Origin of the sequence: Nitrosococcus halophilus Nc 4, from assembly GCF_000024725.1 — a bacterium.
Taxonomy (GTDB): Bacteria; Pseudomonadota; Gammaproteobacteria; order Nitrosococcales; family Nitrosococcaceae; genus Nitrosococcus; species Nitrosococcus halophilus.
The window spans coordinates 3,095,517-3,108,957 of sequence record NC_013960.1; the positions used below are offsets into that span (position 1 = coordinate 3,095,517).

The 13,441-nt window shown below is 51.4% G+C and carries 19 protein-coding genes and 1 tRNA gene; 11 read left to right on the forward strand and 9 right to left on the reverse strand.

Translation table 11 applies throughout. From position 1 onward, the window contains the following. Positions 1–3: 3 nt before the first annotated feature. On the reverse strand, positions 4–552 hold the full coding sequence (locus tag NHAL_RS14620) for a Smr/MutS family protein (RefSeq protein ID WP_013033925.1): 549 nt from the start codon (positions 550–552) through the stop codon (positions 4–6). 172 nt (positions 553–724) lie between these two features. On the opposite strand from NHAL_RS14620, the gene NHAL_RS14625 reads away from it, so the two are divergent. The 3 genes from NHAL_RS14625 (at position 725) to NHAL_RS14635 (ending at position 3,392) form a co-directional block, all read left to right on the forward strand. Next, positions 725–2,731, forward strand: a complete 2,007-nt coding sequence (locus NHAL_RS14625) for a sodium-translocating pyrophosphatase (protein ID WP_013033926.1) — start codon at positions 725–727, stop codon at positions 2,729–2,731. 176 nt (positions 2,732–2,907) lie between these two features. Further along, positions 2,908–2,983 (forward strand) — tRNA-Thr (locus tag NHAL_RS14630). A 160-nt stretch (positions 2,984–3,143) separates the two neighbouring features. Then, a complete protein-coding gene (locus NHAL_RS14635; protein ID WP_041355029.1) occupies positions 3,144–3,392 on the forward strand; it encodes a hypothetical protein in 249 nt (82 codons plus the stop codon). A 723-nt stretch (positions 3,393–4,115) separates the two neighbouring features. On the opposite strand, the gene NHAL_RS14645 is transcribed toward NHAL_RS14635, so the two are convergent. Both NHAL_RS14645 and NHAL_RS14650 read right to left on the reverse strand, forming a co-directional pair. Continuing rightward, entirely contained in the window at positions 4,116–4,415 is a 300-nt protein-coding gene (locus NHAL_RS14645) for a BrnA antitoxin family protein (RefSeq protein ID WP_203434327.1), read from the reverse strand. A gap of 4 nt (positions 4,416–4,419) precedes the next feature. Next, entirely contained in the window at positions 4,420–4,716 is a 297-nt protein-coding gene (locus NHAL_RS14650; RefSeq protein WP_013033928.1) for a BrnT family toxin, read from the reverse strand. A 45-nt stretch (positions 4,717–4,761) separates the two neighbouring features. Here NHAL_RS14650 and NHAL_RS14655 point away from each other — a divergent pair, with 45 nt between their 5' ends. From NHAL_RS14655 to NHAL_RS14665, 3 genes are read left to right on the forward strand one after another with little or no spacing between them, the layout of a single operon-like run. Further along, entirely contained in the window at positions 4,762–5,427 is a 666-nt protein-coding gene (locus tag NHAL_RS14655; protein WP_238985364.1) for a DUF29 domain-containing protein, read from the forward strand. A gap of 41 nt (positions 5,428–5,468) precedes the next feature. Next, positions 5,469–5,861: a hypothetical protein gene (locus tag NHAL_RS19900; protein ID WP_013033930.1), complete on the forward strand. Its 393-nt coding sequence runs from the start codon at positions 5,469–5,471 to the stop codon at positions 5,859–5,861. Positions 5,862–5,911: 50 nt separating this feature from the next. After that, positions 5,912–6,124 carry a type II toxin-antitoxin system HicB family antitoxin gene (locus NHAL_RS14665; protein ID WP_013033931.1) on the forward strand — a complete coding sequence of 71 codons (213 nt, stop codon included), beginning with the start codon at positions 5,912–5,914 and terminating at the stop codon, positions 6,122–6,124. Between the two features lie 421 nt (positions 6,125–6,545). Here NHAL_RS14665 and NHAL_RS22530 read toward each other — a convergent pair whose 3' ends face one another. The 3 genes from NHAL_RS22530 to NHAL_RS14680 form a co-directional block, all read right to left on the reverse strand. Then, positions 6,546–6,641 (reverse strand): SEC-C metal-binding domain-containing protein, encoded by a 96-nt coding sequence (locus tag NHAL_RS22530; protein WP_203434328.1) that lies wholly within the window; start codon positions 6,639–6,641, stop codon positions 6,546–6,548. Next, positions 6,601–8,790 carry a hypothetical protein gene (locus NHAL_RS14675; RefSeq protein WP_013033932.1) on the reverse strand — a complete coding sequence of 730 codons (2,190 nt, stop codon included), beginning with the start codon at positions 8,788–8,790 and terminating at the stop codon, positions 6,601–6,603. The genes NHAL_RS22530 and NHAL_RS14675 overlap by 41 nt, the downstream gene beginning before the upstream one ends. A gap of 172 nt (positions 8,791–8,962) precedes the next feature. Continuing rightward, positions 8,963–9,739, reverse strand: coding sequence for a hypothetical protein (locus tag NHAL_RS14680; RefSeq protein ID WP_420804797.1), 777 nt, complete (start codon positions 9,737–9,739; stop codon positions 8,963–8,965). A gap of 565 nt (positions 9,740–10,304) precedes the next feature. On the opposite strand from NHAL_RS14680, the gene NHAL_RS19905 reads away from it, so the two are divergent. The 3 genes from NHAL_RS19905 to NHAL_RS14690 all read left to right on the forward strand — a co-directional run bounded on the left by NHAL_RS19905 (position 10,305) and on the right by NHAL_RS14690 (position 11,885). Then, positions 10,305–10,544 carry an ORF6N domain-containing protein gene (locus NHAL_RS19905; protein WP_049780668.1) on the forward strand — a complete coding sequence of 80 codons (240 nt, stop codon included), beginning with the start codon at positions 10,305–10,307 and terminating at the stop codon, positions 10,542–10,544. Between the two features lie 82 nt (positions 10,545–10,626). Beyond that, positions 10,627–11,355, forward strand: a complete 729-nt coding sequence (locus tag NHAL_RS19910; RefSeq protein ID WP_157862579.1) for a hypothetical protein — start codon at positions 10,627–10,629, stop codon at positions 11,353–11,355. A 92-nt stretch (positions 11,356–11,447) separates the two neighbouring features. Beyond that, complete coding sequence (locus NHAL_RS14690) at positions 11,448–11,885, forward strand: DUF29 domain-containing protein (protein WP_013033934.1); 438 nt, start codon at positions 11,448–11,450, stop codon at positions 11,883–11,885. Between the two features lie 126 nt (positions 11,886–12,011). Here NHAL_RS14690 and NHAL_RS14695 read toward each other — a convergent pair whose 3' ends face one another. Both NHAL_RS14695 and NHAL_RS14700 read right to left on the reverse strand, forming a co-directional pair. Then, positions 12,012–12,329 carry a type II toxin-antitoxin system HicB family antitoxin gene (locus tag NHAL_RS14695; protein WP_238985518.1) on the reverse strand — a complete coding sequence of 106 codons (318 nt, stop codon included), beginning with the start codon at positions 12,327–12,329 and terminating at the stop codon, positions 12,012–12,014. Positions 12,330–12,334: 5 nt separating this feature from the next. After that, entirely contained in the window at positions 12,335–12,589 is a 255-nt protein-coding gene (locus NHAL_RS14700) for a type II toxin-antitoxin system HicA family toxin (protein WP_013033936.1), read from the reverse strand. A 119-nt stretch (positions 12,590–12,708) separates the two neighbouring features. Between NHAL_RS14700 and NHAL_RS22265 the strand changes: the two genes are divergently transcribed. Together NHAL_RS22265 and NHAL_RS21400 are read left to right on the forward strand one after the other, a co-directional pair. After that, the gene (locus NHAL_RS22265; RefSeq protein ID WP_275260988.1) at positions 12,709–12,837 is read left to right on the forward strand and encodes a hypothetical protein; all 129 of its coding nucleotides are present in this window, start codon (positions 12,709–12,711) and stop codon (positions 12,835–12,837) included. Continuing rightward, complete coding sequence (locus NHAL_RS21400; RefSeq protein ID WP_162010830.1) at positions 12,821–12,976, forward strand: hypothetical protein; 156 nt, start codon at positions 12,821–12,823, stop codon at positions 12,974–12,976. The genes NHAL_RS22265 and NHAL_RS21400 overlap by 17 nt, the downstream gene beginning before the upstream one ends. A 79-nt stretch (positions 12,977–13,055) precedes the next feature. Here the strand turns inward: NHAL_RS21400 and NHAL_RS20655 are convergent, their stop codons facing one another. Further along, the gene (locus NHAL_RS20655) at positions 13,056–13,439 is read right to left on the reverse strand and encodes a VOC family protein (RefSeq protein WP_013033937.1); all 384 of its coding nucleotides are present in this window, start codon (positions 13,437–13,439) and stop codon (positions 13,056–13,058) included. Positions 13,440–13,441 lie beyond the last annotated feature (2 nt).

Here is a 13,441-nt window from a genome sequence, read left to right on the forward strand (position 1 = left end):
GGGTTATCGGCGCCGTTTGAGGAGAACATAAATCGCCCCTGTGCCCCCATCAGTAGATCGGGCTGAGCAAAAGGCCAGCACTTCGTCCTTTTGTTGCAGCCAGGCGTTCACTTTCCCCTTAAGAATAGGTTCCTTTTGGTAGGAGCCCCGCCCTTTGCCGTGAATGATGCGGAGGCTACGAATGTCGTTTCTCTCGCACTCTCTTAGGAAACTAGCGAGGGCCTGGCGGGCCATGGGAACATTCATGCCATGGAGGTCAAGTTCGGCGCCAATACTATACTTTCCCTGCCGTAATTGGCGGAGCAGCCGCTTTGGCACCCCGGGTCGAAGGTAGAGTAATTCCTCGCCGGTTTCCAATTCAGCCGCCTCAAAGGTCTCGGACATCATGTCCCGAATCACGAGGGCTTCGTCCCGCTCCCGCTGTTGGGGTATGGGGGGGAGGCGATGCTGAAAGGGCATCACCTTATCCTGATTTAACGGCAAGACATCTTTCACCGCCTCTCGGAAAAGTTCTCTATCGTGAATGGAAATCGATTTTTTTTTACGGCTCATGAATGAATGCCCAAGTTCTGAATAGGGCCATTTTAACGAACCCTACACTGGTTTGTGCTTGCAGGCCCAGCGGTAGCCCTGTACCATGCGCCGACGGCAGAAAACTTATCTATTTCGCCCTCTTAATAAATCACATGCCGTCAAATTCGAGTACAAATTCGGGGAGGAGTTAATGTCGGTTGCATATCTAATTCCGCCTTTACTGGGTGGGTTGGGACTTTATGCCGCTTATCGCTTGTATGGGATGATCATGGAACGGCCTGCTGGTGAAGGGCGGGTTACCGAAATTGCCGAGCAAATCCAGCTTGGCGCCATGGTGTTCCTGAAGCGTGAGTATATGACCCTCGGGATTTTTTCCGCGGTGGTCTTAGTGCTGCTTTATATTTACTTAGGGGTAGGCACAGCTTTTGCCTTTCTGATCGGCGCACTGAGCTCATCGGTGGCGGGTTATGCGGGGATGTACGCGGCGACGCGGGCTAATGTCCGTACCACCGTGGCGGCTAACAAGGAGGGGGCCGCTGCTGCTTTGACGGTCGCCTTCTTTGGCGGTTCCGTCATGGGGCTTACGGTGGCTTCCATGGGGCTTCTGGGCCTTGGTATTCTCTATCTGTTCTTCGGGGGCGATCCGGAGACTGCCCATGCCATTCACGGGTTTGGTGTAGGGGCTTCCTCGGTCGCTTTATTCTCCCGCGTGGGCGGGGGTATCTATACCAAGAGCGCCGATGTGGGGGCTGATTTGGTAGGTAAAGTCGAGGCGGGAATTCCCGAAGACGATCCTCGCAACCCTGGCGTGATTGCGGACAACGTGGGCGATAATGTGGGGGACGTGGCCGGTATGGGTTCCGATATTTTCGAATCCTACTGCGGCGCCATGATTGCCACCATCGCCATTGCCGCGACTTTGACTTTGGTCGAAATTGAGTCATTGGGGGGAGATCAAGGGGGGCTGATGTTTTTACCCCTAGCTCTGTCCTCGGTCGGGTTGCTTTGCTCCATTGGGGGGATTGCTCTGGTCCGGCGTTTCTCTGATAAATCTCCGGATGTGGCTTTACGCCTAGGAACCATTGGGGCTTCGGTTTTGTTTATCCTCGTTGCTTATTTGGTGATTCTCATCGTGGGGGTGGATACTCAAGTATGGGGCGCCGTCATCACCGGGGCCGTGGGCGGAATCATTATTGGATTGATTACCGAATATTACACCGGGGGAGCCCCCATCCGTAAAATTGCTGATTCTGGTGAGACTGGCGCTGCTACGGTAATGATCTCGGGCCTGTCCGTCGGTATGCAGTCGGTTGTCGTGCCATTGCTGACCATTGCGGCAATTATCTTTTTTGCCAGTGAGATTGCCGGGCTCTATGGCGTGGGAATTGCCGCGGTAGGTATGCTGGCTACGGTGGGGATCACTATGGCGATTGATGCCTACGGACCGGTCGCCGATAATGCTGGCGGTATTGCAGAAATGGCGGAACTAGGACCGGATACCCGAAAAATTACCGACTCCCTGGATGAGCTGGGGAATACCACCGCAGCTATTGGAAAGGGCTTTGCCATTGGCGCGGCGGCACTGGCGGCCTTAACCATTATCACCGCCTATGTTCAAACCGTGGGCCATAATAACCCAGAATTTCTGCTCAATCTTAACAGCCCCCAGGTATTGATAGGGTTGCTGATTGGGGGGGTTATTCCCTTTCTTATTGGCTCCATTACCATGACTGCGGTAGGCGATGCGGCCTTTGATATGATCAAAGAAATCCGGCGCCAATTTAAGGAGATACCGGGGCTATTGGAAGGCACCGGAAAACCGGATACGGCCCGCTGTGTGGATATTGCCACCACGGCGGCTTTGAGGCGGATGATCATTCCTGGCGTGATTGCAGTGTTTGCCCCCGTTGTTGTGGGCTTTGGACTGGGGCCAGAGTCCTTAGGGGGGATGCTAGGCGGGGCCCTTTTAGGCTGCGTGCTCTTGGCTTTGACGATGGCTAATGCCGGAGGGGCCTGGGACAACGCCAAAAAGTACGTGGAGAAAGGAAATCTAGGCGGTAAAGGCTCCGATGTTCATAAAGCCTGTGTCGTGGGGGATACTGTAGGAGATCCCTTCAAGGATACCTCAGGACCTTCTATGAACATTCTCATCAATGTGATGGCTATTGTGAGTTTGACCATCGCGCCCTTGCTGTAAGAGATCGGGCCTTTCCTTATATTTTTTAAGGAAAGGCCCGAAGTCATCGTGGTTTAGAGGTAAGTCCTAAGATATCCCGATTGTTGTGGGGGTGAATATCACCGTGACAGCAAGAGGAAAATTTCTTTATACTAAGCCCGAACTGGCTTAGTACCCTATTCGGTTTAGAGTATTTTGCCGGATTAGCTCAGTTGGTAGAGCAGCGCATTCGTAATGCGAAGGTCGTAGGTTCGAATCCTATATCCGGCACCATTTAAATATTTTATAAACAGATACTTAAAGCTGTATTTTCCTGGGGGCTTGGTGTTGTTGTTTATTCCTTATGCAAGTGGCAAGATGCAACTTGAGCCCTAGGTGCATGAGCCGAGTATTACCGCTTACGGCATAGTAAGTGAATTGAAACCTGAAGGTTTTGTGGGCGATCGATGTATTCGATACCTGGCGGCATTTTGCCACGAAGGGCGGGCTTGGATATGGGGAGTTGGATATTTTGGTAATCCAGATCACCCCCTTCTGTCTTCTGATGCGGGAACGAATCGAAGCGGATTATTCGCTCGGGTATGACCACGGGTTTGCTCGGATATCTAACCCACTTTGGAACGAGCCAAAGCTTCCCTTCGTAGACTATTCCATCGCAGATCACTACCAGGCCATCACTTAATATCACTGAACACTTGCATATATCCACTTCTTATATTCCCAACGGCCAGGAGCTAAGCGGGCACCCTAGGCGGAGGATCAGGCAATCAGAATGAGCGTACCGCCAGCACAAGGCACAATCACGACGCAGTGTCCGCGAGACGTCGCGACGAGAGAGAAGCGCCTTAATATGGGGACGCCATGAGGTGGACGCCTAGCTTAAACGCTACCTTATTAAAAATTTGCAAAGATTATAGCCTATAGGCACCATCCGCCTGCAACCAGCGTTGGGATATAGCGGCACGGGTATCCTTGGCCCCCCACCACAAGATGAAGCAATGAACGGAAGAAGTCGTTAAGGACGTGATAAAGGGCAATATAGCGTCGAGCGATCAACCAAAATGTGAACGAGTTCTCAAAAAAAGGGGGCTCTCAGCGTTTACCACCTTCTACAATTAAAAAAGCGTTTCCCTTTTGAGGGCCGTCGATTTTCCTCCTACCCGCGCATTTGCGCCGGCGGCCCTCACCTTTCTTCAAAAACAAGAGCTATTTCGCCCCTAGTAAAAATATATGGGTAGCCTATCGGCAACCCATCACCAGCCTTAACAAGGCGATTGGTATCCTCCTACTTGCAACCCGCTTGGGGTTTAGCGGGGCGGGTGTACTCTGGACCCTGTACACGCTATGGGATATCGAAAAGACAGTTCTATCGGATTTTGGGGTAGGGGCCGCTGCCTCTGGCGGATTAGGGGGCTGAAGAATGTGTTTCCAGCCAATCTCTCAAGGCTGCATTGAGGCGGGTTTGCCAGCCCGGGCCAGTCGCGCGGAAAGCAGCGAGTACGTCACGATCGATGCGTAACGATACCTGCTCCTTGGTGCTCGATCCGGCGGGTCGTCCAGCCCGGCGCTTAGCGATCGCCTCGCGTATTGCCCCCGTACCCTCTGGGGAATCCTCATCTTCCTCGGGTTCGATTCCCGCCTCAATACGCTCTCGGACAGTCTTCCAGTCCGATTGGCTTTCGCCGCGTTCGCGTGCTGCACGCATTTCCTCAACTGTCATCGTAGTCGTTTTCGAGCCAGTCATAGTAAGCCTCTTTTTCTCTACGTTTAGCCGGGCGGAAGCTGATGATGCGCGTTGTCTCGCCCGGCAAATACGCCACGGTCAATACCATCAGAATGTCGAACACATAGGCGAACGCTTGCTTACGCCTCTCCCCATTGCGTTCGGTGTCGATCTCCAGACGGTAGGGGTGCTCGAGCACGAGATCGGCATCAATGAAATCAAGGCCATGCTTCTCCAAATTAGCCTGCCGCTTGACTTCATCCCAGGTATATTTCGTGCTCATAGAATAATTGTATATACATTAATTAGGGCCATAAAGGTGCTATACGTGCCCAAATTGGACCGGCAACGGCGCAATGCCGCCATTCGGGAGCAGTTCAATGGTCGCAATGCCGCCGGCATGGGATATCAAAAAGGCAGTTCTATCGGATTTTGGGGTAGAGTGGGGTATGGCCGCAAATCCAACTGGAGGGACTCCACGCCCACCGGGAGGGGAATTACCTTTATACTAGTCATTGGTGACTTAATGTTAAGGAGAGCAGATATGGCACACCAAGAGCTTTCCCCTGAGCAGGACTTCCATGCCTGGGCATTGAACGCTGCCCAACGGGCTAGAGCTGGTCTATTAACCCCGCAGGAGCTGGAGCAAGTGGCTGAGGAACTGGAGGATATGGCAAAAAGCGAAAGGAGGGAGCTTAAAAATAGATTAGCTATATTGCTGGCTCATCTGCTCAAATGGCAATACCAACCTAAGGAGCGAAGCTACAGTTGGGAAGGGACAATCAACGGGCAACGAAGCGACCTTCAAGAATTACTGGAAGAAAACCCCAGCCTTAAGCCCGATCTTCCTGACTACCTAGAAAAAGCCTACAAAAGAGGCATACAGAAAGCCGTGGAAGAAACCAATATGAGCAAAAAAGCCTTTCCGAGCACCTTCAAGGAAACCGGTTGGACCTTGGAGCAAGTGTTAGCTGAGGACTGTTTTCCAGATTGAAGGCAAGAGCTTGATTTTTTGGATACTTCGGTAGGTGTGTGATGACGGTCATCGTCCAGGAAGTGTACACCGCTTTCAAGGAAGCGGGGGTCAGCGAGGAAAGCGCTCGAAGCGCCGCGGAGGCGCTCACCGGCTATGGCGACAGGTTCCATGATGTGGAGCGGGAAATGGACCGTCGCTTCAATGAGGTGGGTCAGCGTTTCAACGAGATGGAGCGGGAAATGGATCGCCGATTCAACCAAGTGGATCAGCGCTTCCATGAAGTCGATCAGCGGTTTAACGCGATAGAGCGGGAGATGGATCGCCGCTTTAATGACACCGACAAGCAAATCATGGAGGTCAAGGGTACGCAACGGCTGCTCCAATGGATGCTCGGCTTTAACCTGGCGTTGTCGGTCGCCGTGCTGTTTTTGCTGCTAAGGGCGGGGATTTAATTATTGGGAAAATATGGCAAGGATTCTCAAATACCGGCTTGGTGAACAAGATGTCGATTAAATACGAAATGATTATCTACTGGAGCAATGAAGATAACGCCTTCATTGTGGAAGTGCCAGAGCTGCCCGGTTGTATGGCCGATGGCTCCACTTACCAAGAAGCCGTTGCCAATGCTGAAACGGTCATCCAGGAGTGGATCGAAACGGCTCAAGCGTTAGGCCGCGCTATTCCTGAGCCGAAGGGAAGGCTGATGTATGCTTAATTCGGCGCTGTGGTTTCGCGTCTTTTCCAGTTGACAACCCCCTCCCTTTCCGATACTAAATCTGTACATCCTGGACCCTGCATAGGTAAAGGGCCTAGCCTTGTTCAGAGTTTCTCTGGGAGCTTGATGTTTAGATAGCAATAGACAAGATCTGACCCCTTTGTTCGATGCGATGGATGACCCCTTTGTTCGATGGATGACCCCTTTGTTCGATGGATGACCCCTTTGTTCGACAACACAAGATCTGACCCCTTTGTTGTTTCGGCTGACCCCTTTGTTTCGGCACAAGATCCAAGATCTGACCCCTTTGTTTCGGCATCTTGATATGCCTGATTTTCCCTAATGAAACAAAAATAGCGGCTCTAAATCCATTTAATTTAGGGAACAATTCTAACTCTCTCCCGATTGAATTCGTCATTCGCTAGCGACCATGGCATTTCTTGTACTTCACACCACTTCCACACGGGCAAGGTTCATTACGACCGATTTTCCTTAGACTGCTTAGAAGGGGTATCAACCTTGAAGTATTGAGCCTTTTCATAGGTACATCCATTACCAACTTCAATAAGCACGCCTACAACATCAGGAGACTCAGTACACAGTGCAATTGCGCTTGCTTTGTCATTGATCTTTTTCCATTCGATAGGGTGCTTTGAGCTTTGCATCCAAACGAATAGCGGCTGACCATCGCCAGCAAATGCGAAGTAGCGTTCAGGGTGCTGTCCTATAGTTTTTCCTAAATCCGACAACAACTTGGCAAGGTCATTACGTGCTTGCTCACCATAGTTACGGATAAGACTTTCGGCTAAAAGCCATCCCTGCGCACGGGTAGCATCGAGTGCTCCAAGCAGATTCAACAACTCTTTCGGAAACTTCTGTGTTGGAATTGGATTGTCTTCCCAACTCTCACCCTCGAAGCTTCTATCGATAACATTACTCATACCATCCCACACCACCAAGTTAGCTTCGCCGTGCCTAAATTGGTCAGCAATGTCCTCATCAAAGCGGTTCTTGGTTATGTACGCGCCAAGATGATCAAACTCGTCAAACAGATGAGCGCGCCTAATTCCAGCAACAGCCTGGCGCACTTCCATGTAGTGTGCAAACATCCCAGGTGTAGGCAGAATACGCTTTAGGACAAACAGATCATCAATAGACATTGATACAAAAGCATGTTTTCCGAGAAGCGGTTCAACCTGAGGCAATTCCTTGCAAAAAGAAGAAAATGGCGAGAATGACTCGACTGTCAATCCAATGGGCAACATTACACGATAGTCAGAGTGACGAATTCGACCACACTCTTCATATTTGCCGTCCGCACGCTTGTAGAGCGGAACCTCATCCGCAGAATTTAGATAATTAAAGAAACGCTCGCACTGTCTGTAAGCCTTAAGAACCAAGTCCTGCACTGACTGGGCGTGCCGCTTAAAATCGAGTGCAGGCGAAGCAATAGTTGCTACTGCACCCGCTTTAGCTTCAACGAGGTAGAGCACATCATCAACTAGTACTAGGGTGTCATTTTCGGACCACTGTTTAGTCACTGGGTCCTTATAATAAACCTCTTGGTAGACTGTCGCTCCCGGCAGCTGATCGGAGAGAATGTCTGGAAACGCTCCCTCACTCATTATCTTCTGACGGTCTTCGAAAGATTTCTTATAGTCCGGTTTTCTCTGCAACAGATTAAAAAGAAGTGCACGATACCCTGCGTCGCGGGTAAAACAGGGGTCAACAGCGTAGTAGTCCGATCCAAGTTGGATTAAGGGCTTTTTACGGGCGGGTAGTGTCCTGTAAGGGGTTCCTGCGAAGTCGCCTTTAGCGAAAAACTCAGTCTCTTCACCACGTTGATACGCCAGATCAGCTAATAGATCTGGTGGTAATTTCGTGTGACGACTGACATTGGCAATACCAGCTCGGAGCATATCGTCCATCGCTTGTCCAGCGGCTCGAGATTGATCTGCATTTGCCGCAACCCACGCCTCCATAACATCTTCAAGAGGTTTTTCCTGCTCCATAGCAAAATTCTGAACAGCTTCAAACTGTTTCATCATTTCTTCCATGGCGTTCGCGTGACCCGCACGGGTAGCATTAGCCATATCTTGGAAGCCTTCTGCAATCTCAGTGGCTCCGACTCCATAGACCTCTTTCAAGACATCATTGTGGGGCGCAAGTACGTAGTTGTAAAATTCACCTTCTAAAACCTGGTAACGGTTACCTCTGAGCAAAACCCATGTCGATTTTATGTGGAATTCTATATCCGCCGTGTCAGGCCCAAATTCCTCATTGTCTGTATCAGCAGATGAGCCCATGGCGAAAAACATGGCTTGTTCTTTCAGCTTACAACTCTTTGCGAACAATTCTGCGCATTTCGCTTCATCGAATTCAACTTTGTCTGGGGCTACATCTGATGCTAGAACGGCATGAACGTACTCAAGCAGAAACTGGGTTTCATTAATCGTGTCATCTGGACCATTAGTGTCTTGTTCTGCTGTAGCATCACCGCTGCCGGCCATCATTTTCATAAAGCGTTGTGCGTAGATGTATCCAAGAAGATCTTCAGGAGGCATGCCTACTATTAAGGCACGCATATCGGCAGCAGTTGTTTCCATATTTTTTATTAGATTGGCAACCGCTTCTTTCCGTTTTTGTTCAATAGTTAGTGGCGTCATGAGCAATCTTGAATCAATGAGATCTCAGCTCGACTTTGTACTCAATCGAAACTGTCTTCATACGAAATCGGGCATTGAGCATTGTAGCGTTTCTGGGGCCGTATAACGCTCCGCATCAGCCGCGGATTTACCGCAGCGAAGCGAAGGTAAATACGTCGGCTGGATGCGATGTTTAGCCATTTTCTCGCACCGACTCGACAACTTCGATGCCTAGCACGTTCTTGAGCGGAATAAGCCTTGAAGGTAGCTCAGACTCAAGTGCCAGGATAGCGCGTGCATTCTGCGGCAGCCCGGAAGACAACTGCATTGCCTCCAGCACAGCCTTGTACTTCACGCACTGAAAAAGCCCCCTTGTAATGTCTGCGTGGTTTGAGATTGCTGACTTGACCTCCACTGCTACCCAATCTTTCTTATCTTGGAAGTGAATGTCGGCAGCGTCTCCTGATGCGAGCGCGAACTCGGTGACACCAGTTGGTGTGCCAGTGGGCAAGCCGACAATAGAGGGATTCTTAGCGACATATTCTTTGAGGCGCCTGTGGGTGTCGCTCTCGCCGCCACCTCCGAAGGCTGCGGCCTTCTTGAGTTGAACTGAGAAATCTACCTCTGTAGGTGCTAGAGAAAGGACAGACAGCACCTCGCGCCAACGCTTGTATGCATATACGTGCTGCAACTCTGCCTCGACGATAGCTCGTTGCTGGCGCCTACTGAGGGATGAGAATGCCTCTTTCTTGACAAGAAACCAGCCAATGCCCTCACCAGGCAGCCCCGTGCTCTTGTTAACGACCAAGCATTGAATAGGAGGGATTTTCTGCTTCCATGCCTTGGACAGATTTTCGAGCGTAGTACCGATGCTGCCAAGCACGAAGTTCAGGTTTCTTGGATTCGGAATTCCGACTTCTTCCGCTAATGCGGAGTAAACGATGGGTGTGCCAGCCTCAGCTTGGCGCACCAAAATCGGAAGCACCGCCCTCGCTCTAGTCTGATAGAGCTTGTCCCCCGAGATTGGCGCTGCGATCTTTGCCGTATCCACAAGCTTTCCATCAAATGGCTAACATAGAGTAGATATAAAAAATCTCCCTTATAACAGAAAGTTTTTCTCCATATAATACGAATTATTTATTCCAATAACACAGCTTAATTTCTGCATGGCTAAATCCCCTTTTTTAGAGCAGGTTCGTCAAACCGTCCGTGTTCGCCATTTTACTGGTACCCTATCGACTCCCCCACTACCATCTTTAACCCTCCGACGCAGTTGACACCATCTCCACTCTCGACTAGCTTTAAAAGCGCAACGGCAAAATCCGTTGCCGGGCGTCAGAACCCGCAATACCGGAAGGCGCGCAGCGCCACAGGCGCTTTTTTTGTGCCCACGATTTATGGCGGGCTGTGCGGGGCACCCTTCGGGGTGGCCGGTTGCCTTTTGGGCCGGTTTCTGACCCCCGTGCAGTCCGTCGCCACTTTCCGGCGTCAGAACCGGAAGCGACGGCTCCTAACCCAACCAGAAGGAGTCCGCTATGAACTCTCGTGCTCAAACCGTCGAAACCCTTCCTCTGATTTGCTGGAAAAACCAGCCGGTCATCACCAGTGAATTACTGGCGTCGGTGTATGGCGTTGAAGGACACCAAATCCGCCAAAACTTCAACAACAATGCCGACCGATTTGTTGAAGGCATCCACCATTTTAAGCTAACCGGCTCAGATTTAAAGGAATTTAGGAGCAAAGTCGAAATTTTCGATTTACCTATAAGTTGGTAAATTTGCGCATCACTTAACGCTTTGGACAGAACGGGGCACGGTACGCTATGCCAAGATGCTAGGCACGGACAAAGCCTGGGAAGTGCAAGATAAACTGGAAGCCTTCTACTTCACCCGCAAAGCCGAAGCAACCCAACCCGAACCACCCCACCTGACCTACGCCACCAAAGAACAACGCAAACCCCTCATCAAAGCCGTGCGCCGTCTGGTCAGCGTCTCCCACGCCAAGGGCAAGCCCCTCAGCTTTGAGGACGCCCACAGCATCATCAATCTGAAAATGGGCGTGGACAGTGTGGAGGCCCTCACCCTGGAGCAAATCCCCAAGGCCATGACCCTGGTGGGGGAAATCCTGGAGCGGGTGGTTCTGGAAGGGGAGTACATCGGCAAGGATGACGCCCCTTATCCTGATCCCGAACCTCGCATCTCCCACGCCCAACGCCAGGAACTCCATGAAGCCATTGGCCTAGCCCTCGCGGGAACGGGCTATGAATTCGGCAATAAGAGCGCCGAGCAATGGGTTTACAACCGGCTGCGGATAAAGTTGCACCTTCGCCACAGCGAGGACATGCACCCGGACCAATTTCCCGAGGCCATGACGGAAGTGAAACAGTTGAAGCAAGACGTCTCCGGCTATTGTAGCTTTCGCGCCAAGCAGCGGAAGATTCTTTGCCAGGAGATTATCGGTGGAGGCATGCCTTGGACTCCCCATTTGGTCAAGCAATTGGAAGCGGAGCTGAAGCAGGCCGTGCCGCCCCGCCCCGATTGGCTGTTGATGCGCGAAAAACTACTGCGCCAAGCCGAGGAAAACTAAAATCCCTCCACTCCGGCCCCGCTGCTTCGGTGGTGGGGCTAATATAATAGTTATACTTCCACCGTAATACTGAAAAACTGACTGGAGGGATGATGACAAATCCTACCCAAGACTATTATGCCTGGACCCAAGAGACTATTGAGAAGCTACGCCAGGGCAAGTTTAGCGAGGTCAATATGGAGGACTTGATCGAGGAATTAGAAGATATGGGGGGCAGCGAGCGCAACGAGCTAGAGAACCGTTTGACCGTGCTACTGATGCACCTGCTCAAGTGGAAGTATCAGCCGAACTACAGAGGACGGAGTTGGCAGCTAACCCTCAAAGAGCAGCGGCTGAAAATAAAGATCCGCCTCAAAAAAAGCCCGAGCCTAAAGCCGCGATTGCCTGAACTTGGAGAAGATGCTTATTTGGTCGCGGTGGTTGCCGCGGCACGGGAGACCGGCTTGGATGAGAGCGCCTTCCCCGCCACCTTCGAGGAAACGGGCTGGACCTGGGAGCAGGTGCAGGACATGGAGTATCTTCCAGACTAAAGTGTACTTGCACTACTGATGAACAGGCGGCCCTCGCCGCGTGGGCGGCGGGGTCGCTTGCTTGACAAAACCCAAACTGTTTGACAAACCAGCCCCGCCGCCCACGCGGCGGGGCATTTCAAAATCCTATTTCGCATTCCTCAGGACCTCGGTCACCCACTGGTTGATGCTTTTCCCGTGCGCCTCCGCCATCATCGCACAATGGGCATGGACTTCTGGCGGGATACGCAACATCAAGTTTCCGGAGTAGGGCTTCTGTGGTTTTACGCCTGCCTTTTCACTAAGCTCAAGATAGCCCTCAACGGTTTTTTTAAAGCTCTCCTCCAGCTCATCCACGGTAGAACCATGGAAACCGACGATATCGGTGATTCCCACCAATCTCCCGACGAAGATACGATCGTCGGGGTCGTACTCGATGCGGGCAACATAGCCTTTGTATGTCATCACGCTCATGGGTTGACTCCTGCATTTTCTAAAAACTGTCGGACGAGTTTTACCCGATATTTCAGCGCCTCTTTTCTCGGGTGTGGCCTATGAACATCAAGGCGCTTGCCGCCCAGGTAAAAAGACACCTGAGAACCGTTTCCCTCCACCACTTTAGCCCCTAGCGCCACCAGTAACGCTTCTATTTTTTTCCATTCCAGATTGCTGTTGACTGGATTGTGGAAAATAGCTTCTAGGGTCTTGCGGTGCTTTGTGTTCATGGTAAAAATGATAGCATATTTTGCTATCATTATGAGGGCCTGCGGCTGAAGGTTTATCAGGATAAGTTCGGCAAGCTCACCATTAGGAGGACAGGAGCATCACCAAGCAAGAGTCGGAAATGCCGCTGGTCAACGATGTGCTCGACTTCCAGCGCCGGCTGTCCAAGTATTCCTGGTTTCTGGTGATGAACAAGACCCGCCAAGGGGTCATTGTCAACATGGCCTACAATTTTGAATCCCATCGATAAATTGGTGGAATACTTTGCTCCCCAGGCGGCCCTCAAGGGCCACGCCGCCCGGCCCTCCCGCAAGCGTAAATTCCACCGGGACAACGCCGCCCCCAACCTTCCCTTCGGCTCAGGATTTGAAGCCTATCCCATGGCCTAGGTAGGGGTATCCTTACTCTTAAACATGTTGGTCAGTGGCTAGCCGTCTGCCAGGAGGGGATAACCCCCTCATCGCTGTGCTATCCACCGCTGCCATAAGGACGGGTGATGATTTCAAGAAGATGACCATTAGGATCTTTGAAGTACATCCCGCGACCGCCGTCGTTGTGATTGATCTCGCCCGGACGGTGCTGGCCGGGGTCGGCCCAGTATTGGAGCCCATGCTTGCGGATACGATCAAAAATCGGGTCGAACTCATCTTCACTGACGAGAAAGGCATAGTGCTGCCCTGCGATCTCGCCTTGGGTTTCATAGAAATCAAGTGAAACGCCATTGCTAAGTTCAACGACGAGGAATGGTCCAAAGGGGTGGGGGACCGGCAGGCCAAGGATTTCAGTGAGGAACGTGGCCGACCTTTGCTTGTCATAGCACAAAACAAGGGTGTGATTGAGTTGTACGCTCATCG